The sequence below is a fragment of the Oceanobacter sp. ABM4_470 genome (assembly GCF_056158645.1).
The window spans coordinates 368,262-390,995 of record NZ_JBSWTR010000002.1 but is presented as its reverse complement, the minus strand read 5'-3'; the positions used below and the strand labels follow the sequence as shown (position 1 = coordinate 390,995).

Genomic DNA, 22,734 nt, shown 5'->3' with positions numbered 1-22,734 from the left:
CGATTCAGACAACGACGGCATCAGTGTTTACCCAGTTTCACGAAGCGTTTCAGCTCCAGCAAGCGGTAGCCAGTGTAGGTACCCAGCATCAACACCACCGCCATAATCACCAGCTGCACACCAATGAAATTGAACGTCAGGTGGCGTACCAGCGGGTTGCTCATGGCCCAGAAGGCAATCACCGCCGTCAGCAGCGAACCACCGCCCTGGGTCATAACCTCACGCCAACCCTCTTCTTCCCACAGGATGGACATGCGTTCGATGGTCCACGACAGAATGATCATCGGGAAGAAGGTAATCTTCAGGCCTTCGGTCAGGCCAAACTTGTACGACGCCACACTGAACACCCCGATGATGGCGATCACCGTGATAATGGTCGCCGATATTCGCGACACCAATAGCAAGTTCAGGTGCGACAGATAGCCCCGAATCACCAACCCGGTTGCGACAATAATCAGAAAGCCCACCAGGCCGGTCACTAACGAGGTCTGAATAAACGCCAGAGCAATCAGTACCGGCATAAAGGTGCCCGAAGTTTTCAGGCCAATCAGCACCCGCAGCAGGCACACAATCAGCGCGCCGATCGGGATCAGCAAAATGGTTTTGAACATCGCCTGTTCTTCAATCGGCAGGCTGTGGATCGAGAAATTCAGCAGTTCGTGCTCATCCGACAAGCGGTTGGCGACATTGCCAAAGGCCGACTCCTCACGCTTGATCATGGAGAATCGTACTTGCGAGTTCTCGCCCCCCATCACCTCAATCACCGGCTCACCGCGTTGCTCCCACAGCAATAGTGGAGCCGTTGGGTCGAACAGCGTTGGGTTGCGCTCCTGCAAAGGCACATCAAACACCTGACTGTTATCGCCCTGCCATACCCGAATATACGGCAGCAGGGTTTGCTGACGACGGCCATCTTGCAGTCGCAGTCCGTACACCACCCGCGATGGCACGCCCGCCATGTTGAGCATATCGACAATCAACTGTGGTAAACGCTGGCGATACTGACTCACCAGCAGTTGCACGTGCTGGTCACGAGGATCGGAATTAAACGCCTTGAGCAGTTCACGGGTCAGGCTGAAATGATCGGCGGAAGTGGAATAGGCTTGCTGCACCACCTGGGTCACAGCACTGGCATAGGGTTCTGGCCAACTGGAGGTGATGATTGGCGGAGCCGATTCGTCCATCAGATCGTGGGCATCGGATTCCAACACGTCGACCCGGTAAAACAGCGACTGCTTGCCTTCGGCAGAGCGTTTGGTCCACTCGGCACCCGGATGATCATCCGGTACAAAGCTCAGGCCATAACCCGGTGAAGCACCGCTGTCGCGCAGCACCATAAAGCCCGGCTGACTGTCTGGCGTGGCCAGTCGCACCTTGACCGGTTCACCGTTGGCATCAAACTCGACCTTGGCTTCCACCGACCAAATGGTTTGGGCATCGCCAGGCAGCAGTGGCACGTCGTAAACCCAGTGGCGATGGAGGATTTGAGCAATCCCTGCCAACAACAACAGCCCTACCAGCAATGCGTAGGGCAAATTCCGTTTGATCATTTATCGGTACTCGTATTCGGCTGTGCGCTGCTATCCGCAGGAGTGGATTCCGCAGGGGTGGATTCTTTGGTGTCCGCAGGTTTCACCGGCTGGGATGTTTCCGGCTCTGCAGTCGCTGGCTCCGATGGAATATTTTCGGCTTGCTCGCTTGCCTGTTCGGCCGCTTTCTCTTTCGCGGCTTGCTCTTTCGCAGCTTGCTCTTTCGCGGCTTGCTCTTTCGCGGCTTGCTCTTTGGCAGCTTTCTCTTTTGCAGCTTTCTCTTTTGCAGCTTTCTCTTTTGCAGCTTTCTCTTTCGCGGCTTGCTCTTTCGCGGCTTGCTCTTTGGCTGCCGACTCGTCATCCACCATGCTGGTCTGAGGCTGATACTTGTCGTGCAGGTATTGTTTGCCAACGTCGATCAGAGTGACGTCTTGCAAGAATGAGCGACCCAGCAGGATCGGGAATTCCATATGAGAACGGTCGGCCAGGGTAAATTCGGTCACCTGTTGTAGTTCGTTGCCCATGTGGATATTCAGCTCAATCACCGGGCGACGTTCCACGTCTTCGCTACTGGCTTGACGAATCAGCACGTTACGCACAATCGGTCGCTCGACTTCAATCGGCACTTCTTCATCGTCGTGCTGCAGTTTGAATCGAACCCACTTTTCGCCATTGCGTTCAAAACGGGTAACGTCCTGAGCGCTGAGCGACGACGTGGTCGCACCACTGTCGACCCGGGCGCGGTACAAATGGCCAGGAGGTGCCAGGTAAATCCATTCGGTTTCGCCAACAATCACCTTGTCGTTCCAGACGTTCTGGGGTTGCTGCTGGGGCACGCCGCACTCCGCCGCAAGCTCCTGCTGATGCTGGTCTTCCAGCCGTACCATGGCGCGATTCATGTGCTCCAGCATCTGACGCTGCTCTTCCAGCTGCTCACTGACGGTATCAATATCGGGGCAGTGCAATTCAATGCGCGGACTGTGACGAGCCACCACGGTTTCGATCTTGTCCATCGTCACGTCCCGGTGTGCCTTGTCTGGCCAGGTTGTACAGCCCTGAACCAATAACGTCATACCTGCCAACAGCAGCCTGCCCCGCATAAACCTGCAACTCCATCATAAAGCTATCTAGGAAACCGGACTGGGTTCGCAAGTTCTCACGTTATTAGCTCAGCCCGGGCAACAAACTGTTTGTGAATGGCTGTTTTTGTAAACGCCGGGTTTCCCTGCCAACGCAAAGCACCCGGCAGCGACCACAGACATTCCCAACAGCCATCGTCAAATCAGTGAAAATTCAACTATTTTGCCATTAATGCATGACAAAACGATCCACGAGAGATCAATAATCCTGAAATACCCCGGAAAACCGGCCGACAAAGCGCCAATTCCCCGAAAATGTCCAAAAAATTAAGAATTTGCACGCAAGTAGCATCTTAATTGGCTGGATTTTCTGCAAAAATCTGTACAACCGGTATATTCCACCAAAAATAGAATAACTTCTGGATTATCAAGATGAAGACTTCTGGAAAAAAGCGTCCATTGGACAGGCTCGACAAACGCATCCTGAATGAACTGCAACGGGATGGTCGGGTCAGCTATGTAGACCTTGCAGACCGGATTGGCCTTAGCTCCACCCCCTGTATTGAACGGGTCAAGCGACTCGAGAAAGAAGGGTACATAGAAGGCTACTACGCCCGCCTGAATCCACAAATGCTGGAATACAGCATGCTGGTATTCGTCGAGATTTCGCTGTCTTACCAGTCTCCCGATGCGTTCCAGCGTTTTAACCAGGCCGTCGCTACACTGCCCTATGTACTCGAATGCCACCTGGTATCCGGCGACGCTGACTACCTGCTGAAAGCACGTATCAACGACATGTCCGAATACCGCGCCTTGCTGGGCGAGCTGCTGCTTACCTTGCCAGGGGTGAAAAACTCGAAAAGCTACATCGTGATGGAAGAAGTCAAAGAGAGCGCACTGCTCCCCATCGAAGAACGTTAACCGTTAACTCAGGACCCTCAATGGACGCCCGACGCCTGAAAAGCCGTGCCAAACTGCGTGCGGCACTGTCAGAGCTGCTGCAAAACCAGCCGCTGGAAGAAATCAGCATCGAACAGATCACTGAACGAGCTGGCGTAACCCGACCGACTTTTTATTCCAACTACGAAAGCAGGCAAGACATCATCAATGAGCACGTGCAACAGTGGATCGACAAGCGTCAGAGCCTGTTTGACGACTACCTGGCCGATGCCCAACCACCGGGCCACGAGCGTTTGCGCTCGCTGATCGAGCACATGCTGTTGACCATCGACCCCAACGACCTGATTTTGCGCCTGGCGCTGAGCGGCCGTGCCGGTGACGTTGCACTGCAAATGGTGCGCAACCAGCACACCGACTTTTTCCGCCGCCGTGCCGAGCAAGGGCTAACCAAACCGGTTACCCCGGAGCAGCTGCACCTGATCACCACGTTCTACAGCAGTGCCACCATGGGTGTGATTGTTGAGATACTGAACAAGCGGCTGCCATACGACCCGGCCACTCTGGCAGAACAGGTCAGCGCCATGATTTATCAGGGCATCCAGCACCTGATCGCGGTGCCTGCGGAATAAACGTCTCCGTCACCACTACCAGGGAGCCAGGTCGGCTCAGTCCATGCTGAGCCCCCCTCAACAGCACGGCTCAATGCCGGGGTTAAATGGTACGGTTCAATCACAGGCAATAAATCGCAGGCAAAAAAAAGCGCAGCCAATGGCTGCGCTAAAAAAACCTCGATTAAGAGACTAGAGGTACCGTGTCTACACACGGAGCCCTGCGCCGGGATGAAGGGACCGACGCAGGATTCGATCAGCAGGATCGAAGGACGAGGACACAGAGTGTCAGAACAAGAATCGCGAAAGTCCGTTCGATGAGCGGTTAGCGGCAATTCCAACCCGGCTAACATCGTCGAAGGTGTACCGCGATATCTGTACAAATCATACTCAAACCCACCCAAATGATTTGCACAAATAACGACAAATTCATGGTTTTTTAAACCAATTTGATAGTTTTTGTGGGGAAAATCCCTGAGCCATTTTCTCGCCCGCCCCAATGGCCTGTATTGACCTAAAACACCAGCAAGAATCACCCACCAGATTACAGATATAACCCCCCTTTCGACCATCAAACCGCAAGATCAACAGTCGAATAGACGCCAAACAGGCCACGACCAAATAAACGATCAGGCAACCGGTTTCAAAAGCGACTTTCTTCGGTTGCGCAGGCCTTCCAACGTAAAAATCACCAGCGCGACCCAAATCGCCACAAACGTCATCAGCTTGGCATTGTCGACCGGCTCGTTGTACACCAGCACCGCCAGCGAGAACGAAATGGTCGGCACCAAATATTGCAGGAACCCCATCATCATCAGTGGCAATCGACGGGCACCGGCGGCAAACAGCAGCAGCGGAATGCTGGTTACCACGCCGGATACCAGCAAAAGCGCGTTGATGCGCCAATCGCCATGACCAAACATCAGGGTTCCCTGTTGTTCCAGCCAAACCATGTAGCCAAGGGCAAACGGCAACAAAATCAGGGTTTCCACAAACAGCCCCAGAATCGACTCCACCGGAATCTGCTTACGCAACAGGCCGTACAGGCCAAAACTGATCGACACACCCAGGGCAACCCAAGGCAAGCTGCCATAAATCACCACCTGAGCCAGCACACCCGCCGCTGCCAGCGACAGGGCAATCCACTGGCCTCGCCGCAAACGCTCAGACAAAAACACCATGCCGAGGAAAATACTGATCAAGGGGTTGAGGAAATACCCCAGACTGGTTTCCAGAATCCGCTCGTTGGCCACCGCCCAGATAAACACCAGCCAGTTGATTGCCATGGTGACCGCACTCAGAGTCAGCCAGCGCAGCATCTTCGGCTGTTTGATCACGGTGACAAACGCCTTCCAGCGCTTGGTGACCAACACCAACACCAACAAAAAGCCGACCGACCACACCACCCGATGCAGCAACACTTCAAACGCCGGTACGTCTTCCAACCATTTGAAATAGACCGGAAACAGCCCCCACAAGCCATAGGCCGACAGGGCAAACCAGATACCGGCATTGCTGTTCTGCGCCGGATTGCTCTGAGTAGCGGAAGAAGGTACTTCAGACATTGTTCTTGGCCTCCTGTGCTGCAACCGGATTCGACAATGGCTCCGGATAGACCAGCCAACGTTGCCAGAAAGCATCACTGCAGCGCGCCAGCAAGCGAGTAACCAGCGCCACCGCCAACAGTGAGAACACCAGACGAAACCACAACACCCCGGAAATATCCGCGCCCAACAGCAAAATCAGCAGGGTGTCTTCAATCAGGCTGTGGCACAGCGACAGCAAAAACATCGCCGCAAAAATATCGCGCTTGTGGATATGTCCGGTTTTGGCTTCCTGAATCAGCAGGCCACCGCCAAACGACAGCCCCAACGTCATACCGACAATGGTCAGGCTGGCGGCCTGTTTGCTGATACCCAACAATCGCAACACCGGCTGCAACAGCCAGATCATCGCCCGCTCGACATGAATCCAGCGCAAAAACTTCAACAGGCTGATCAAGACCGACACCACCGCCAGAATCACCAGCAAACTCTGGATTTGCTGAACGCCCCACTCCAACAGAGTGGGATCATGCAGCTCCGGCTGCCACATCAGCGTCAGAGGCTGCTGCAACCAGTCACCCGAGGCATACACCAGATTCAGAATCGCGCCGTACAACAGCGCCCCAAACATACGGATAGCCAGCGCCACCAACCAGCGCACGCCTGACTTCTGCACAATGCGCACCTCAACCGGCAAGCCGTGCGCCACCAGCAACATACCGCCCAACACCGTCACCTGCGCCACCGTCAGCTGGTTTTGCAACGCCAGCTCGAAGAACACAATCATGCCGCCGTAGATATTGGTCAGCAGCGTCGTCGCCCACACCAGACCGGTGCTTTCAGGCAAGCCAACCAACCCCATGATCGGCGCCAAAACCTGACTGATCACCGGAATAGCACCCAGCTCTTCCAGCACCTTGACCACCAGAATCACAGGCACCATCAATTTGAACAGGGTCCAGTAAACAGACCAGATTTCTCGCGCCAAGGCAGGTAATACCTGGCGTACAAAACGGGAAGGAAGCGACACGGAAGCTCCAGCGAACGAGGAAACAGTGGGGGTGATTAAAGACGATAGTTTACTCAGGCAACTGTACTGCAACAGATACAGAAACGATCGATTCGATCAGTACAGTCTGAGGTCTGAGGTCTGAGGTCTGAGGTCTGAGGTCTGGCATCTGGCGTCTGGCGTCTGGCAGTATTGTGGGAGAGAGCTTGCTCTCGATCGATTAAACCCGGGACCGTAGGCTGGGCCCTGCCCAGCACAACCTGCACCAGTCCATCATCAAAACAATGGGGCTGAATCGCCTTCAGCCCTTCTCACTGGAATCCGCCAGCCCCTGCTTCCAATAAGCCGACAGTTTGCTGTGCTCACGCGGGTGGCCTTTTTGCTCCAGCACCATGGTGCGCAAGCGAGACACGGTATGACCTTCCAGACCGCCCCATACAAAGCCTTCGCCCGCTGGCAATTCCAGCTCATGTACGGTGGCCAGCAGCTGCTGATAATCGCTGACCCAATGTACATCGGCGTTGGCGGCTGTCGCGAACTCGCGCTGATCACCTTCGTTGGCAATCTGGCACACCACCGTCACCTTGCAGCCGACAGGCGCTTCTTCCAAAAAACGGCTGATGGCAGGCAACGAGGTTGGGTCGCCAATCAGCCAGTACCACTCATAATCCATCGGAATCACCATCGAGCCTTTTGGGCCAGCTACCTGAACCCGATCGCCGGCCTGCAAACGGCTGGCCCAATCGCTGGCAGCGCCGCCATCGTGCAGGGCAAACTCGATGGTCAGGTCGCCGGTTGCGGCATCAAAACAACGCGGGGTGTAATCCCGCCGAATGGCTTCCGCGCCATCTTGTGGCACAAACACCTTGATGTGGTCATCGAACGACTGTGAGGGAAAGTCGACCAGGTCGTCCCCCTGCAAACGGATCGACACAAAACCCGGCGACGGATGCTGCACACTGGCCACGGCCACATGACGCACCTTGATATCATGGCGTACCCGACGGATAGAACGGCTGGCAGCGGGTTTGGAAGGCGTGGCAACAGCACCGGAACGTGCTTGCAGGGCATCGGCTTTACGGGCTCTCAATGCCAGCTTGCTTTGTAATCTGTTCATTGAGTTTTCCTCGAATGGTTGATAATGTCATCCATTAAACACCCAGGAGGTTAGGTTGACAAGGTCAACCATTGGTCGCATTTATGAACAGATCGTTCCCGGAACACATCTTCGACGCTATTGGCGACATCCAGCGCAGCATTCGCAGCCGCCACCATCAGCTCAGCCGCGAGCACTCCGACGGTATCGCTGGCATGGAATTCAAAGCGCTGCGCTTTATTGCCGCCACACCCGGTGCCACCCAAAAAGATCTGGTAGAACGCTCCGGACGCGACAAGGGACAGATTGCCCGCATCATCAGCAATTTGAAAAAACAGGGATTGGTTGTGGGTATAGCGGATGAAAAAGACCGCCGTATTACCCGCTTGCAGGTCACCGAGCAATGCGCTCCCTTGCTGGCAGGGTTTGAGCAGCTCAACCAGCAGATGGCCGAACAGGCAGTAGCAGGATTAACCGACGAAGAATGCCAGACCCTGTTGAGCCTGCTGGGAAAGGTGGGAGCGAATTTAAAACAGGAATGATTTGAAATGGCTCAACTTTGTAGGGTGCGCACTGCGCACCGCTTGGGCAGCGAATAAACGCAACCCCCCACCAAAAAACAAAAAGCCCGATCACTTTGCAGTAATCGGGCTTTTACTTTGCGCCAGACTCCAGACGCCAGACTGGGCTTACTTGGCCAGCTGAGCTTCGATCGCGTCTTTCAGTTCTGCATCAGCAGGTGACATGTCCGGTGCAAAACGACCGACAACCTGACCGTTGGCGTCGACCAAGAATTTCTCGAAGTTCCACATCACGTCGGTTTCGTCGTCAGACAGCAGGTTCATGCCGGCCAGTTTGTCCTTGAAGCCAGAGCCTTCAGCAGTCGTACGCTTTGGCTGGGCGGCAATCAGGGATTGATACAGTGGGTGGCGACCTTCGCCGTTCACTTCAATCTTGGAGAACATCGGGAAGGTGACGTTGTAAGTCAGCGAGCAGAACTCGGCTACTTCAGCGTCAGTGCCCGGCTCCTGACCCAGGAACTGGTTGCAAGGGAAGCCCAGAATTTCCAGACCGGCGTCTTTCTTCTCTTTGTACAGAGCTTCCAGTGCTTCGTACTGCGGGGTCAGGCCGCATTTGGACGCAACGTTAACAATCAGCAGGGTTTTGCCTTTGAAGTCTGCCAGCTGCTGGGTTTTGCCTTCGATGGTGGTTACTGCGATATCGTGAATGCTCATAACAGGCTCTCCTGTTGTTATGTTTATGAAACCGCTCGCGGTTCCGAAATCGACGATCAAGCGTTCGTCTGCTCGACCCGCTCAATCAATAAATTCAGATCGGTTTGCAATTGCCGCAGCCAGTGGCTGTCTCCTGCCATGCGGCAAGCCATCGCCTGGGGTACGGCCGCAGCAGCCTGCTGAAGTTCCTTACCGGCATCGGTGAGGCTCACATTAACCCGCCGCTCATCGGTGACACAACGCTGGCGCAACACCAGTCCATTGGCTTCCATACGTTTCAGCAGCGGCGTCAGGGTGCCGGAGTCCAGATGCAATTGTTTGCCCAGTTCCCCCACGTTCATTTGCTGATGCTGCCACAGGGCCAGCATCACCAGATACTGTGGATAGGTCAGCCCCAACGGCTTCAACAACGGGCCATAGGCTTTAATCACCAGATTGGACGCGGCGTAGAGGGGAAAGCAAATCTGCTGATCCAGCAACAAGCCATGTTGCGCAAGGGTATGCAGGTTGGCAGCAACATCGGCTGGCGTATCAGAGGAGGCTGGGTGAGACATGAACGGCTCGTGGTGAACAGGTTAGGTTCACTGTACGCCGTCATTTGTATTGTGCACAATCTAATAAGGCAAAACAGACTGGTGCAGCCATACGAACAAACAACAAAACGCTCAAAAAAGGGCGACCCGCTTGCACTGGTCGCCCTTTGTTTAATTACTCCAGTTACCGATCAATTCGGCAATCAATTCGGTAAGGCATAAGCAATCACGTAATCACCCCGGTCTGGTGACTGACGCGCACCACCGGCGGAAATCACCAGATACTGCTTGCCGTCTTCCGGAGAGCGATAGGTCATTGGCGTGCCCTGGCTACCCACAGGCAGACGGGCTTTCCACACTTCCTCGCCAGTGGCGCTGTCGAACGCACGCAGGTAGTAATCCTGAGTCGCAGCGAAGAAAATCAGGCCACTTTGCGTGGTCAGCGAACCACCAATGGTCGGCATACCAATCGGGATTGGCATTTTCATCTTGATGCCAAACGGACCGGTATCCTGCACCGTGCCCAATGGCGCTTCCCAAGCGACTTTCTGGGTCTTCATATCAATGGCGGTCAGAGTACCGAACGGTGGCTCCTGACACGGAATGCCCAGCGCCGACAGGAAGCGGTTTTTGTTCACGGAATACGGCGTGCCTTTCAACGGTACCGCACCCATACCGGTGTTCACGGCTTCACCGCCGTCCGACGCCTTGGCATCTTTCTGCTGCTGCACCATCTGCACCCACAGGCCCAGACGCATGTCGTTCACCACCAGCAAGTCAGACACCGGGTCATACGACAAACCGCCCCAGTTCATGCCACCCAACGAGCCCGGGAAGCTGAGGGATACATCGGTATCCGGTGCAGTAAACAAGCCGTCGTAGCGCATGCTTTGGAAAGAGATACGACACATCATCTGGTCGAAAACGGTCGCGCCCCACATATCCGCTTCGGTCAGATGCTGGGTGCCAATTTGCGGCATGCCCACAGACACCGGCTGAGTGGTGGCGTATTTTTCGCCCGGAATGGTGGCGGTTTTCACCGGCATTTCTTTCACTTCGGTCAGTGGCTTGCCAGTGGCGCGGTCCAGTACAAAAATCTGACCCGCCTTGGTACCAACGACCACGGCAGGCACTTTTCCATTCGCTGTCGGGAAGTCGATCAGGGTTGGCTGCATCGGTACGTCAAAGTCCCACAGATCGTGATGAACAGTCTGATACACCCACTTTTCATCACCGGTGGTGGCGTCAACCGCCAGCACGGAAGCACCGTATTTTTCATCCAGTTTGGTACGGTCGACACCCCACAGATCCACCGCGGCACTGCCCACCGGCATAAAGACAGTGTTGGAAGCAGGGTCGTAGGTCATGCCCGCCCACACGTTCGGAGTCGAACGGGTGTACGTCTGGCCATCGGTTGGAGCCTGACGGTCGTCCGGATTACCCGGATCAAACGCCCATTTCAGCTCACCGGTAATGACATCAAAACCGCGCACCACACCGCCTGGCATATCCAGCGCAACGTTATCCGCAACACGGCCGCCGACAACGATGGTGGTGCCCGCCAAGGTGGGCGCAGAGGTCAGGGAATAGAGGTTATCCGCCCCTTCACCAATGCCTGCTTTCAGATCCACACGGCCTGGCTTGGCCGGGTTGGAGCCAAAGTCTTCACAGAATTCACCGGTATTGGCATCCAGTGCAATCAGCTCACCGGTATTGGTGTTGGTGTACACACGCTGGCGACACTGCTGATTGTTATCCGACTGCAGGAAGGCCTGAACACTGGTCAGATCGACCGGAGTGCTGTTGTCGGCAGATGGCTGTTGAACGGCCTGGTCGGCATCGAAGTAGGCCAAACCACGGCAACGCATCCACACCTTGGTGCGAGCATCGATGATGGTTTTCCACTTCTCTTCACCGGTGGCGGCGTTCAACGCAATGACGTTGTTGTGCGGAGTACAAACGAACAGGGTATTGCCCACTTGCAGCGGGGTCTCCTGATCTTCAGAGCCGTTGCCAGTGCTCTCGGCGATGTCACCGGTGCGGTAGGTCCAGGCCACCTGCAGGTCTTTAACGGTGTCGCGGTTAATGTCGTCCAGCGCCGCAAAACGCTGACCTTCCGACGTACCGCCGTAAGCGTCCCAGTTTTTCTGTTCGGTGGCTGGCGTTACTTTCACCGAGCCCGTATCCGCAACAAAGTTGTGCTGACCATGCGGCAGGAACATGCCCCAAAAACCGCCCACCACCGCAATGGCAAACACCGCAGCAGCGCCGTAGTTTTTTGCACCATGGGTAAAGTAGCCGTTTTGCTTGCGCAAAATCGGATTCACCAGCAGCAACAATAAGCCCATTACGGTAAAGGCATATAAACGGGCATGTAATGGCCAAAATTCAAAGCCGGCTTCCCATATTGCCCAAATAACCGTCACTGCATACGCTATAAAATATACGGTCAAAGCCATAATATTTTCGCGTATTAATAAAACACCCGAGGCCAATACCGCCAGGCCCATCAGCAAGTAATACCAGCTACCGCCTTCGGTGATCAAAACCACACCGCCCACAGTTAGCCCCAGGCCAGCCAGCGCAAACACAGCGCCCACCAGCCATAGCAAGGCGCGCGCCCAGCCAGATACGTTGGAGTCCGTCATAGAAATACCCAGAAAGAGATCAAAGATAGAAAAAGGTCATTAAGGACCCTCTGAATAACTCTGCACAGCTCTGCGCGTGCCTTGCAGGTTGTCAGAACAAGGCGGCGAATGCAGTGGAATGACCAGTCCTTTCCAAATTCGCCAACACCGTTCTGGCGGGCTGCAGGCCGCGCCCTACGGGGATAGCAGGGCATTGCTGACTCTATGTCGCTGATTTTTGACTTGACCCGTCAGGCCTGCAAATCAGCTTCGTGATTCAGCGTCGTCCTGTCATCCAGAGCGGGCACCGAGTTTTTCAGAGGGTCCTTAAGCCAAAGACCTTTGCCTTTATCGGGACAGATAACAATAGACGAGGGATAGTTCATCAAAATAAACCGAAACGGAATATTCCAATTTCAAGGTCATTCCATATCAATTATTCAATAAACCCAAAAAGATATATAACATCATCAAATGATTAGATTTATTAATCTACTGGCAAGTATTTCTTGTTATTTGACGCTTATTGACACTGCACTCGCAGCCACCTCATCTACCCAGTTGGTATAAGCTGGCCTTGAAGGACTAGCCAAAGACTACCCTCACTGGGGAATGTTCCCGCCTTTACACTCGCTCTAGTGTTTCCTCATAAGAAATTTTCTGTCGCGAAAATAGAACGAGGAGACACTTATGACCCAGCGCGTAGCCATCATTGGCGCAGGCCCAAGCGGCCTGGCCCAACTGCGAGCCTTCCAGTCAGCACAGGCCAAAGGGGCGGATATTCCTGAACTGGTGTGTTTTGAAAAACAAGCCGACTGGGGCGGCCAGTGGAACTACACCTGGCGCACCGGCCTCGATGAAAACGGCGAACCGGTACACAGCTCCATGTATCGCTATTTATGGTCCAACGGCCCGAAAGAAGCACTGGAATTTGCCGACTACAGCTTCGACGAACATTTCGGCAAGCCAATCGCCTCCTACCCACCACGGGAAGTACTGTGGGACTACATCAAGGGCCGTGTGGATAAAGCCGACGTGCGCAAATACATTCGTTTCAACACGGCCGTGCGCAATGTTGAATTCGACGAAGCCAGCAGCACCTTTACCGTCAGCGTTCACGATCACAACGAAGACAAGGTCTACTCCGAAGAGTTTGACTTCGTGGTGGTCGCCAGCGGCCACTTCTCGACCCCTAACGTGCCGCAATATCCGGGCTTTGAAAGCTTCGGCGGCCGCATTTTGCACGCCCACGATTTCCGTGACGCGCTCGAATTCAAAGGCAAGAACGTACTGGTCGTTGGCTCCAGCTACTCGGCTGAAGACATCGGTTCCCAGTGCTACAAATACGGCGCCAAAACCGTCACCTCCTGCTATCGCAGCGCACCGATGGGCTACAAGTGGCCAGACAACTGGGAAGAAAAGCCGGCCATGACCCACGTCGATGTGGATAACGTCTACTTCGTTGACGGCAGCAGCAAACAAATCGATGCCATTATTCTGTGCACCGGCTACATCCACCACTTCCCGTTCCTGCCGGAATCCCTGCGCCTGAAAACCGACAACCGCCTGTGGGTAATGAACCTCTACAAAGGCGTGGTATGGGAAGACAACCCCAAACTGCTGTACATCGGCATGCAGGACCAGTGGTACAGCTTCAACATGTTTGACGCCCAGGCCTGGTTCGCCCGCGACGTCATCATGGAGCGCATCGAACTGCCAGAGCTTGCCGCCATGAAAGAACACAGCCTGATATGGCGCGACAACGAACTGAAAATCGCCAACGACAAGGAAGCCTACGAATACCAGGGCTCTTACATTCAGGACCTGATCGACGATACCGACTACCCGAACTTTGATATTCCAGCAGTCAACGAAACCTTCCTTAAATGGAAGAAGCACAAGAAGGAAAACATCATGACCTTCCGTGACTACTCCTTCCCATCCGTGATGACCGGCACGCCGTCGCCAGCCCACCACACCCCGTGGCTGTATGCGTTGGACGATTCGTTGGAAGCCTATTTGGCCGACGAGCCCAAGCCGGAAGAAATTCAGAAAGCGGCAGGGGAATAAAACGGTCTGGAGCCAGGGGTCTGGAGTCTGGCGCTCCCGGCCTGCCTGGCGCCAACACCCGAGCCTACACGGCCCACCCGACACCCGACACCCGACACCCGACACCCGACACCCGACACCCGACACCCGACACCTAGCGAGTATCTTTATGACCATTACCAAAATTCCTGCCCCTTCCGTCGACGTTATCACCGACGACCTTGCTGGCTGGACCAAAGTGGAAGGCGAGCCTTCCATGAAAACCTGGATTGAGTACACCTCACCGGACGAAACCATGATCGCCGGTTGGTGGGAGGCCACGCCCGGAACCTATTACGCCGAATACTCCGGATGGGAGTTCGTACACCTGATAGAAGGCAAGGCTGAAATCACTCCGGACGGCGGCGAAACCGTCACCGTAGGCCCGGGCGATGCCTTTGTTTTCGAGGCTGACTTCAAAGGCCATTGGAAAATCATCGAGCCGATCAAGAAACACTTCACCATCAAGCTGAAGTAAGCCTGCCCAGAAAGTGACCTGCACTGCTGTTCGCGCAGGTCGATCAGCCTGCGCCATCCGACGCTCCGAACGGTCGGATGGCTCACGTTTATCCAGACAATATGAAGCCATCCAGCAAACCACGAATTTCCGGCAAACCACCATCAACCCGCAAACCACCATCAACCCGCAAACCACAAGCAGCCTGAAAAACAAAGGTGAGGCTTTAAAAGACACTGCCGCAAAAGGGTGCCCAGCCGAACAGGCCATGCACCAGCAGAACGCACGTTTCTGACCAATGGATCAATGTATCCCGAACGCAGCTGTGCTGAACTGCTTGCTGAATCACCGAAATACGCTCGAATCTCATAAAAACCTGGCTCGAAAAACCACTTGGTCAGCATTTTGCTTACATGGATAACCGAAATACTGTCCAAACGGTCAAATTAATAATATCGGCTGACGCACCCAATAATCCCTCGCGCCCGCCCAAACAAGGAGAGACGGATGAAACGACGTCAATTTCACAAACTGATGACTGGCCTTGCGGCCGGTGCCCTGACAGCAGCCCTGTCCATTCCAGCCTTCGCCGCCGAGCCACTGAAAGTTGGCTTTGTGTACGTCGGCCCGATTGGCGACCACGGCTGGTCCTACCAACACGATCAGGGTCGTTTGTCCGTCGAAAAGCACTTCGGTGACAAGGTAGAAACCACCTACGTTGAAAACGTTGCCGAAGGTGCCGATGCCGAGCGTGTGATTCGCAACCTGGCCAAAGCCGGTAACGACATCATTTTCACCACCTCCTTTGGCTTTATGAACCCGACCCTCAAAGTCGCCAAGCAGTTCAAGAAAACCAAATTCGAACACGCCACCGGTTACAAGCTGGCCAAGAACATGGGTACTTACGTATCCAAAACCTTTGAAGGCCGTTACGTCGCCGGTTACGTTGCTTCCCAGGTAACCAAATCCAACAAGATTGGCTATATCGCCTCCTTCCCGATTCCGGAAGTTATCCGCGACATCAACGCGGTACAGCTGGCCCTGAACGAATACAACCCGGACGCCGAACTGAAAATCATCTGGGTAAACAGCTGGTTCGATCCAGGTAAGGAAGCCGACGCCGCCAACGCCATGATGGACCAGGGTGTCGACGTCATCCTGCAACACACCGACTCCCCGGCCGCCATGCAAGCCGCTGAACGCCGTGGCAAATTCGCCGTGGGTCAGGCATCCGACATGTCCGCCTTCGGTCCAAACGCCCACCTGCTGTCCGTGGTTGACGAATGGGGCCCACACTACATCCACCAGGTACAGGCTGTGATGGACGGCACCTGGGAATCCAAGCCAATGGTTGAAGGCATGAAAGAAGGTGCCATCGTGATTCCGGGCTTCAACAAATCCATCCCGGCCGACGTCGTGACCCACGCCGAAGAACTGATTGAAGGCATCAAGGACGGCAGCGTTTACCCGTTCACCGGCCCGCTGAAAGATCAGCAAGGCACCGTCCGTGTACCGGCTGGCAGCGCCATGACCTTCGCCGACCTGGAAAAAATGGACTGGTACGTCGAAGGCATCGACGCCAAACTGCCGAAGTAATTTGCGATACCCGATCAGGGGCGTAAAACGCGCCCCTGATCGAACAAAGGTTGCCGCCGGGAACGGGTTCCCCGGCGCAGCTCTTTGTCCTGACGAAAAGCAGGACAGCTTCCATTGGACTCAACCAACATGAACATCCCTCAGATCAACATCCCTCAAATTGACATAGCCCCACTCTACAGCGGCAACACTGCCGATAAACTCGCCGTCGCCAACGCCATCGACAAAGCCTGTCAGGAAAGCGGTTTCTTCTACATCACCGGCCACCCCATCAGCCGTGAACGCATGAGTGAAATGCGCCAGCTGGCGGAAGACTTCTTCGCCCTGCCGATGAGCGAAAAGCAGAAAATTCCCATCACCCAGTCCGACAACCACCGTGGTTATGGCGAAACCGCCGCCGAACAGCTCGACCCAACCGCACCAAGCGACTGGAAAGAATCCTTCGACATGGGCCTCAACCTGCCCAAGGGTCACGAACTGATTGGCCCCGAGCGACCACTGTACGGCCCAAACCAATATCCGGAGGCCATCGCCGACTTCCAGCAAAAAATGGAAACCCACTATTGGGACATGCTGGCGCTGGGCAAGAAGGTACTCAGCGCATTGGCGCTGGCATTGAAGATTGACGAAGACTTCTTTGAAGACAAATTCGAACACCCGCTCAGCGTGCTGCGCTTCCTGCACTACCCGCCACGCCAGCCGGTACTCGACGCCGACGGCAACGCCGTGCCGCCAGTAGGCGCGGGCTCACACACCGACTACGGCTGCATCACCATTCTGTGGCAAGACGAAATCGGTGGCTTGCAGGTACAGGACGTGAATGGCAACTGGGTCGACGCCCCGCCGATTGAAGACAGCTTCGTGATCAACATTGGCAACATGATGGCGCGCTGGAGTAACGACCGTTATAAATCAACGCCACATCGGGTTTACAGTCCATCCGGCGCCGAACGCTACTCGATGCCGTTCTTCGTTGAACCGGACTTCGACACCGACGTCAGCTGTTTGCCAAACTGCTGTGCAGACGGCGAAACACCGAAATATGAACCGATTTCGGCCGGCGACTGGATGATCTATTGCTTCAACAACACCTACGCCTACCGCAAGGAAGAAGAAGCCTGATACAAAACCCCGGATGGGCAGCCCTGCCCATCCGCGTTGTAGGGTGCGCACTGCGCACCAGATATTTCGAAGGCAAGCCTTCTCCTACAACCAGGCACTTGATCACCAAGGCTTATTTGTAGGAGCGAATTTATTCGCGATGGAGCACTCTATTCGGGAATAAATTCCCTCCTACAAGCCGACTCCCGACCATCTGTAGGGTGCGCACTGCGCACCAAACACTTCGGAGGCAAGCCTCCTCCTACAACCGAATCCTTCCGGGAGCGCGGTGATGCGGCACTCCGACCGCTGGCCCGCAATAGCAATATAAGGTGCGCACCGCGCCCCCCTGACAATCACTACCCGAAACAATCACGACGCTCAGGCAATCTCCCCGCTCACACCATCAAAATAGAATAAGTCGCAATTCTTCTCGCCCGGATTGGCCGCAGGCGCACCACGGTCGACGATCAGAAACTCTTGATTCTCATGCTCCACCAGCAAGGGGAAATGCCACACGCCGCGGGCAAAATTCACCCCCTGACGGCCGTTAGTTCTGAACAGGGTCAGGTTATCCTGCGAAGGCTCCTCCCCAGCTGGAGCCACCAGCACCAGAAATGGCTGTGACGACAACGGAATAAACGCCTGACTCGACAACGGGTGACGCTCCATCATCTCCACCTGAATCGGTCGTGGTCGCGGACGTGCCCTGAAAATACTGATCAAAGGCTTGCCATCGGCTTCGGTCAAATCAACATCGGCGAGGTTGTGAAAGCGTTCGGCATAGCCATCATTAATGGTGAAATGGTCACGGCCCTCTGTTTCGATCACATCCCCGAATGGCGCAAACGCCTCGCGGGTCAGCGGCTGTGGCGTGAGCTGAAAAACGGCCTGCGGCAAAGTGGATTCGCTGTCCATTCGGGTTCTCTCTCTGTTATTACCGATCAAAAGCTGGCTGAAAACGGGCACTGAACAGCCTGTGTGAAATGCCATCCTAGCGCTAAATCCCAGCCATTTTGACCGCAAATGCACACTTTGACCAATCGGTCAGGAAAATTGATTGTCGGGCCAAAAATAAACGACTAATCTGGCCCAATCAAAGCACAAGCGCGTCAACAAACCGCTTCCTTGTACCTTGCGCTGATCCCCGTCGGCGATTGCCAGGAACGGCCAACTCCCCGGAGACACCATGTCCATTGAACACCCTCAGTCCGCCGACTACCCGCGCGATCTGATTGGCTACGGCAGCGAGCCACCCCACCCGCATTGGCCCGACGATGCCCGCATTGCCCTGTCGTTCGTACTCAACTACGAAGAAGGCGGTGAACGCTGCATTCTTCATGGCGACAAGGAATCCGAAGCCTTCCTGTCCGAAATGCCCGCCGCCCAGCCGCTGGCCGACGTGCGCCATATGAGCATGGAATCCATCTACGAATACGGCAGCCGTGCCGGTGTATGGCGCATTCTGAAGCTGTTCAAAAAGCACAATATTCCGCTAACTATTTTTGCCGTCGCCATGGCCGCCCAACGCCACCCGGACGTGATCAAAGCGATGGTCGCCGACGGCCACGAAATCTGCAGCCACGGCTACCGCTGGATCGACTACCAGCACATGAGCATCGAGGAAGAAACCGAACACCTGATGAAAGCCATCGATATCCTTCGTGATATCACTGGCGAACGTCCGGCGGGCTGGTACACCGGCCGCACTGGCCCTAACACCCGTGACATTGTGATGGCCGAAGGCGGCTTTATGTACGACTCCGACGCCTACGACGACGACCTGCCCTACTGGGTCAAAGGGCCATCAAAACCGCATCTGGTGATTCCCTACACCCTCGACAGCAACGACATGCGCTTCGCTACTCCGCAGGGCTTTAACTGCGGCGACCAGTTCTTCCAGTACCTCAAGGACAGCTTCGACGTGCTGTACGAAGAAGGCGCCACCGCCCCGAAAATGCTGTCGATTGGCCTGCACTGCCGCCTGATCGGACGTCCCGGTCGCCTGGCTGCCCTGAAACGCTTTATCGAATACGTCTCGATGCACGACAAGGTCTGGTTCTGTCGCCGCATCGACATCGCCCGCCACTGGCATATGCACCACTATCCGCAACCAGCCGGGAAATAAGGAATACCTGATGACCAAGCAATACAATGAAGAACAACTGAAGCAACTGGTAAACCTGGCTAACCGCCGGTTGGGCACCGAAGTGATCTACGTTACCGACGACTGGTTCGCCGAAGCCAACCGCATGCTGAACCCGGACGAACCGGTGTGGAAAGAAGGCGTCTACGACGACAACGGCAAGTGGATGGACGGCTGGGAATCCCGCCGCAAGCGCGAAGCCGGATACGACCATGCTGTCGTCAAACTCGGCGTCGCCGGTAGCATCAAAGCGGTCGATATCGACACCCGTTACTTCACCGGCAACTACCCGCCATCGGCATCACTGGAAGCCTGTTTCATTGAAAACGGTGATCCGACTTCCGACACTGAATGGACCGAAATCCTGCCCGCGGTGAACCTGCAAGGAGACAGCCACCACATCCATTCGATTGTGGACAAGTTTGTCGATCAGCCATGGACGCACCTGCGCCTGAACATCTTCCCCGACGGCGGCGTCGCTCGCTTACGGGTGTACGGCGTGCCGTTCAAGGACTGGAGCAACCAGCCAGCCGATGAACTGGTCGACCTCGCTGCGGCACTGAACGGCGGCCGAGCACTGGCTTGTAACAACCAGCACTTCGGCCATATGAGCAACATCATCCAGCCGGGCAAAGGCATCAACATGGGCGATGGCTGGGAAACTGCCCGCCGCCGCACACCGGGCAACGACTGGGTGATTCTGGCGCTGGGCCACGCGGGTAGCATTGAAGAAATTCTTATCGACACCCACCACTTCAAAGGCAACTACCCGGACAAGTGTTCGATTCAGGCGGCGTACGTTACCGGCGGCACCGACGACCAGATAGAAACCCAAAGCCTGTACTGGGAAGAACTACTGCCGCAGCAAAAAATGCAGCCCAATCAGGAACACAACTACAAGGCCGAAGTTAAGAACCTGGGCCCGGTGACCCATGTAAAAATCAACGTCTTCCCGGATGGCGGTATAAGCAGGGTGCGGTTGATGGGGAAAGTCAGCGGGTAAGAGAGAAGACTATTCGCTGAAAGCAAGCTGCCTATTCCGATGTAGGAGGTAGCTTGCTGCCGATTGGGTTTGATGTATTACGCCTTCGGCCGGGCGGCGCTCCACTAATACATCCTACGAATACGATGAAAAACGATATATAGGGTGAGCACTTGTGCCCATCTAGCCAACCAGACCGAAGCACTGAACAAATCACCGCCCCTGATGCACCACTTGCTCTAACCCCTGTCCTTCCAACCGAAACGCCTTGGCAAATCCGGTTACATACGCGCCATGCTTGGGCGTCAGCCTGAACAAATGAAAATCCCCTAGTCCACGCAATACCTGCATGGTGTTGCCGAGTTGCTCTTCCATAGCATCCAGAACGGCCTGGCCATCGTCTGACGCACGGTCGGTAACCTCAGCGCTGGCAAATACCGTGGCGCGGGTACGGGCAAAGATATTGCGGGCCTGATCTTCCGGTTCGATCCAGAACAAGCTGACGTTGGCTTCGCCGTCTTTGGAAGAGAGAAGATTTTGGGTATGGCTGGCCAGCTCGGACAGGAACACGTAAAAGCAGCCGTCTTGCTGGATAAACGGCGCATAGCTGGATTCCGGTTCGCCGTTGGCGTTCACCGTTGCCATCGTCAGGCTGTTAAAGCCGCCGATGAAGGCGTGAAAGTCGTCGCGGATTTGCGCCTGCTCTTCTGCTGTTGGTTGCGAAGGCTGTGACTGAGTTGGCTGAACCGGTTTTTCGGTATTACTCATTGTCGATTCCTTATCTTTGCGGGCCAGCGGCCCGCGCTCCCGGCAAAGCTCAATTATTCGGCAAACCGATCCGTTGCCCGAATCAGCTGGTCCAGAATTCCCGGTTCACTCATGGCGTGGCCTGCGGCTTCAATAATGTGAAGCTCGGCATCCGGCCAGGCGTTGGCGAGGTTCCAGGCGTTTTTAAGCGGGCATGGCATATCGAAACGGCCGTGAACGATCACCGCCGGAATACCGTGCAGCTTGTGAACATCGCGTTGTAGCTGGTTGGGCTCAAGCCAACCGGCGTTGATAAAGAAGTGGTTTTCAATACGAGCGAACGCCAGCGCAAACTGGTCGCCACCAAAGTCTTCAACCATGTCCGGGTTGGGCAGCAAGGTGGACGTACCGCCTTCCCACTGGCTCCAGGCTTTGGCACAAGCCAGCTTTTCGGCGTCGTCGCCGCCGGTCAGGCGCTTGTGGTAAGCCAGCATCATGTTGTCGCGTTCGGCTTCCGGAATTGGCGCAATAAAGTGCTGCCATTTCTCCGGGTGCATTTCCGACACACCAAACTGGTAGTACCAGTCGAGTTCGGCCTGGGTCAGGGTGTAGATGCCACGCAGCACCATTTCAGACACACGTTCAGGATGCGTTTGGGCATAGGCAAGTGCCAGTGTAGAACCCCAGCTGCCGCCGAACACCAGCCATTGGTCGATGCCGAATTTTTCGCGCAGGCGTTCAATATCTTCTACCAGATGCCAGGTGGTGTTGGCGTCCAGGTTGGCGTGGGGCGTCGAACGGCCACAGCCACGCTGGTCGAACAGCACAGCGTCGTATTTGGCGGGATCAAACACCCGACGATGGGATTCGTTGCAACCGCCACCCGGGCCGCCGTGCAGGAACACCGCCGGTTTCGCGCCCGGTGTGCCCACCCGCTCCCAATAGATGGTGTGGCCATCGCCAACGTCCAGCATGCCGGAGTCATAAGGTTCAATTTCAGGGTAAAGGGTGCGCAGTTCGGTGCTCATGGTGTTTCCTTCACGAAGGCCGTTTAGTTGGCTGGTATAGCTCAGATTATCACCATGGCGCACGGTTTCGCACGGGTGCAATACAAGCCCACTTTCTGTGCGGTTTTAACTCATCGGCTGCTTTTCTGTGCGTATCTGTGCGTATAGGCCCAGCACAAAGGGCATTAGCTTTATCACTTCGCCTTGTATTGAGCCCGCTTTCTTTCGGGCGTCGTCCATGACGCTCACCCTGTAAAAATATAAACCAATGATTTTTATAGGGTTTTTATTAACTAACTGGCAACACCCAACAATCCCGACAGTTTCTTGACCTACACCCTGACCACTTGGCCAACTTTTTGCTCTTTATTCTGCCATCTGACCATTTGGTCAACCGTTCTACCCCATTAACTACGATTACTTAACAAGCGACCCAAACCCTCAGGCGCA

Annotated in this window: 20 protein-coding genes; 9 read left to right on the top strand and 11 right to left on the bottom strand. The window is 55.1% G+C overall.

All coding sequences use genetic code 11. From position 1 onward, the window contains the following. Window positions 1-20 precede the first annotated feature (20 nt). Window positions 21-1,550 carry an inactive transglutaminase family protein gene (locus ACXADJ_RS18480; protein WP_475068923.1) on the bottom strand — a complete coding sequence of 510 codons (1,530 nt, stop codon included), beginning with the start codon at window positions 1,548-1,550 and terminating at the stop codon, window positions 21-23. Beyond that, window positions 1,547-2,542 (bottom strand): ATP-dependent zinc protease family protein, encoded by a 996-nt coding sequence (locus tag ACXADJ_RS18475; RefSeq protein WP_475068921.1) that lies wholly within the window; start codon window positions 2,540-2,542, stop codon window positions 1,547-1,549. The genes ACXADJ_RS18480 and ACXADJ_RS18475 overlap by 4 nt, the downstream gene beginning before the upstream one ends. Window positions 2,543-3,040: 498 nt before the next feature. Between ACXADJ_RS18475 and ACXADJ_RS18470 the strand changes: the two genes are divergently transcribed. Further along, window positions 3,041-3,529: an Lrp/AsnC ligand binding domain-containing protein gene (locus tag ACXADJ_RS18470; RefSeq protein WP_475068919.1), complete on the top strand. Its 489-nt coding sequence runs from the start codon at window positions 3,041-3,043 to the stop codon at window positions 3,527-3,529. A 20-nt stretch (window positions 3,530-3,549) separates the two neighbouring features. After that, window positions 3,550-4,137 (top strand): TetR/AcrR family transcriptional regulator, encoded by a 588-nt coding sequence (locus ACXADJ_RS18465; protein ID WP_475068916.1) that lies wholly within the window; start codon window positions 3,550-3,552, stop codon window positions 4,135-4,137. Window positions 4,138-4,745: 608 nt separating this feature from the next. Here the strand turns inward: ACXADJ_RS18465 and rarD are convergent. The 3 genes from rarD to ACXADJ_RS18450 form a co-directional block, all read right to left on the bottom strand. Continuing rightward, the gene (gene rarD, locus ACXADJ_RS18460) at window positions 4,746-5,681 is read right to left on the bottom strand and encodes an EamA family transporter RarD (RefSeq protein ID WP_475068914.1); all 936 of its coding nucleotides are present in this window, start codon (window positions 5,679-5,681) and stop codon (window positions 4,746-4,748) included. Next, on the bottom strand, window positions 5,674-6,690 hold the full coding sequence (locus tag ACXADJ_RS18455) for a hypothetical protein (RefSeq protein WP_475068911.1): 1,017 nt from the start codon (window positions 6,688-6,690) through the stop codon (window positions 5,674-5,676). Before ACXADJ_RS18455 ends, rarD begins: the two co-directional genes overlap by 8 nt. A 280-nt stretch (window positions 6,691-6,970) precedes the next feature. Beyond that, window positions 6,971-7,786, bottom strand: coding sequence for a siderophore-interacting protein (locus ACXADJ_RS18450; protein WP_475068909.1), 816 nt, complete (start codon window positions 7,784-7,786; stop codon window positions 6,971-6,973). Between the two features lie 83 nt (window positions 7,787-7,869). Here ACXADJ_RS18450 and ACXADJ_RS18445 point away from each other — a divergent pair, with 83 nt between their 5' ends. Next, window positions 7,870-8,307, top strand: a complete 438-nt coding sequence (locus ACXADJ_RS18445) for a MarR family winged helix-turn-helix transcriptional regulator (RefSeq protein WP_475068908.1) — start codon at window positions 7,870-7,872, stop codon at window positions 8,305-8,307. 147 nt (window positions 8,308-8,454) lie between these two features. Here ACXADJ_RS18445 and ACXADJ_RS18440 read toward each other — a convergent pair whose 3' ends face one another. The 3 genes from ACXADJ_RS18440 to ACXADJ_RS18430 all read right to left on the bottom strand — a co-directional run bounded on the left by ACXADJ_RS18440 (window position 8,455) and on the right by ACXADJ_RS18430 (window position 12,181). Further along, entirely contained in the window at window positions 8,455-9,000 is a 546-nt protein-coding gene (locus ACXADJ_RS18440; protein WP_028293032.1) for a glutathione peroxidase, read from the bottom strand. A gap of 56 nt (window positions 9,001-9,056) precedes the next feature. Beyond that, window positions 9,057-9,554, bottom strand: a complete 498-nt coding sequence (locus ACXADJ_RS18435; RefSeq protein WP_475068905.1) for a MarR family winged helix-turn-helix transcriptional regulator — start codon at window positions 9,552-9,554, stop codon at window positions 9,057-9,059. A gap of 182 nt (window positions 9,555-9,736) precedes the next feature. After that, window positions 9,737-12,181 carry a membrane-bound PQQ-dependent dehydrogenase, glucose/quinate/shikimate family gene (locus ACXADJ_RS18430; protein ID WP_475068903.1) on the bottom strand — a complete coding sequence of 815 codons (2,445 nt, stop codon included), beginning with the start codon at window positions 12,179-12,181 and terminating at the stop codon, window positions 9,737-9,739. A 669-nt stretch (window positions 12,182-12,850) separates the two neighbouring features. Between ACXADJ_RS18430 and ACXADJ_RS18425 the strand changes: the two genes are divergently transcribed. From ACXADJ_RS18425 to ACXADJ_RS18410, 4 genes are all read left to right on the top strand, one after another. Then, on the top strand, window positions 12,851-14,230 hold the full coding sequence (locus tag ACXADJ_RS18425; RefSeq protein WP_475068901.1) for a flavin-containing monooxygenase: 1,380 nt from the start codon (window positions 12,851-12,853) through the stop codon (window positions 14,228-14,230). A gap of 148 nt (window positions 14,231-14,378) precedes the next feature. Then, window positions 14,379-14,726 carry a cupin domain-containing protein gene (locus tag ACXADJ_RS18420; protein ID WP_475068899.1) on the top strand — a complete coding sequence of 116 codons (348 nt, stop codon included), beginning with the start codon at window positions 14,379-14,381 and terminating at the stop codon, window positions 14,724-14,726. A gap of 486 nt (window positions 14,727-15,212) precedes the next feature. Further along, window positions 15,213-16,301, top strand: coding sequence for a BMP family ABC transporter substrate-binding protein (locus ACXADJ_RS18415; protein ID WP_475068897.1), 1,089 nt, complete (start codon window positions 15,213-15,215; stop codon window positions 16,299-16,301). Between the two features lie 129 nt (window positions 16,302-16,430). Further along, window positions 16,431-17,423: an isopenicillin N synthase family dioxygenase gene (locus ACXADJ_RS18410; protein ID WP_475068894.1), complete on the top strand. Its 993-nt coding sequence runs from the start codon at window positions 16,431-16,433 to the stop codon at window positions 17,421-17,423. Window positions 17,424-17,783: 360 nt separating this feature from the next. Here the strand turns inward: ACXADJ_RS18410 and ACXADJ_RS18405 are convergent, their stop codons facing one another. After that, the gene (locus tag ACXADJ_RS18405; protein WP_475068893.1) at window positions 17,784-18,320 is read right to left on the bottom strand and encodes an ureidoglycolate lyase; all 537 of its coding nucleotides are present in this window, start codon (window positions 18,318-18,320) and stop codon (window positions 17,784-17,786) included. 271 nt (window positions 18,321-18,591) lie between these two features. Here ACXADJ_RS18405 and puuE point away from each other — a divergent pair, with 271 nt between their 5' ends. Next, window positions 18,592-19,530, top strand: a complete 939-nt coding sequence (puuE, locus tag ACXADJ_RS18400; RefSeq protein ID WP_475068891.1) for an allantoinase PuuE — start codon at window positions 18,592-18,594, stop codon at window positions 19,528-19,530. 10 nt (window positions 19,531-19,540) lie between these two features. Further along, complete coding sequence (alc, locus tag ACXADJ_RS18395) at window positions 19,541-20,551, top strand: allantoicase (protein ID WP_475068889.1); 1,011 nt, start codon at window positions 19,541-19,543, stop codon at window positions 20,549-20,551. A 192-nt stretch (window positions 20,552-20,743) separates the two neighbouring features. Here the strand turns inward: alc and ACXADJ_RS18390 are convergent, their stop codons facing one another. Then, window positions 20,744-21,298, bottom strand: coding sequence for a HugZ family pyridoxamine 5'-phosphate oxidase (locus ACXADJ_RS18390; protein WP_475068887.1), 555 nt, complete (start codon window positions 21,296-21,298; stop codon window positions 20,744-20,746). A gap of 53 nt (window positions 21,299-21,351) precedes the next feature. After that, window positions 21,352-22,305 carry a prolyl aminopeptidase gene (gene pip / locus ACXADJ_RS18385; protein WP_475068884.1) on the bottom strand — a complete coding sequence of 318 codons (954 nt, stop codon included), beginning with the start codon at window positions 22,303-22,305 and terminating at the stop codon, window positions 21,352-21,354. Window positions 22,306-22,734 lie beyond the last annotated feature (429 nt).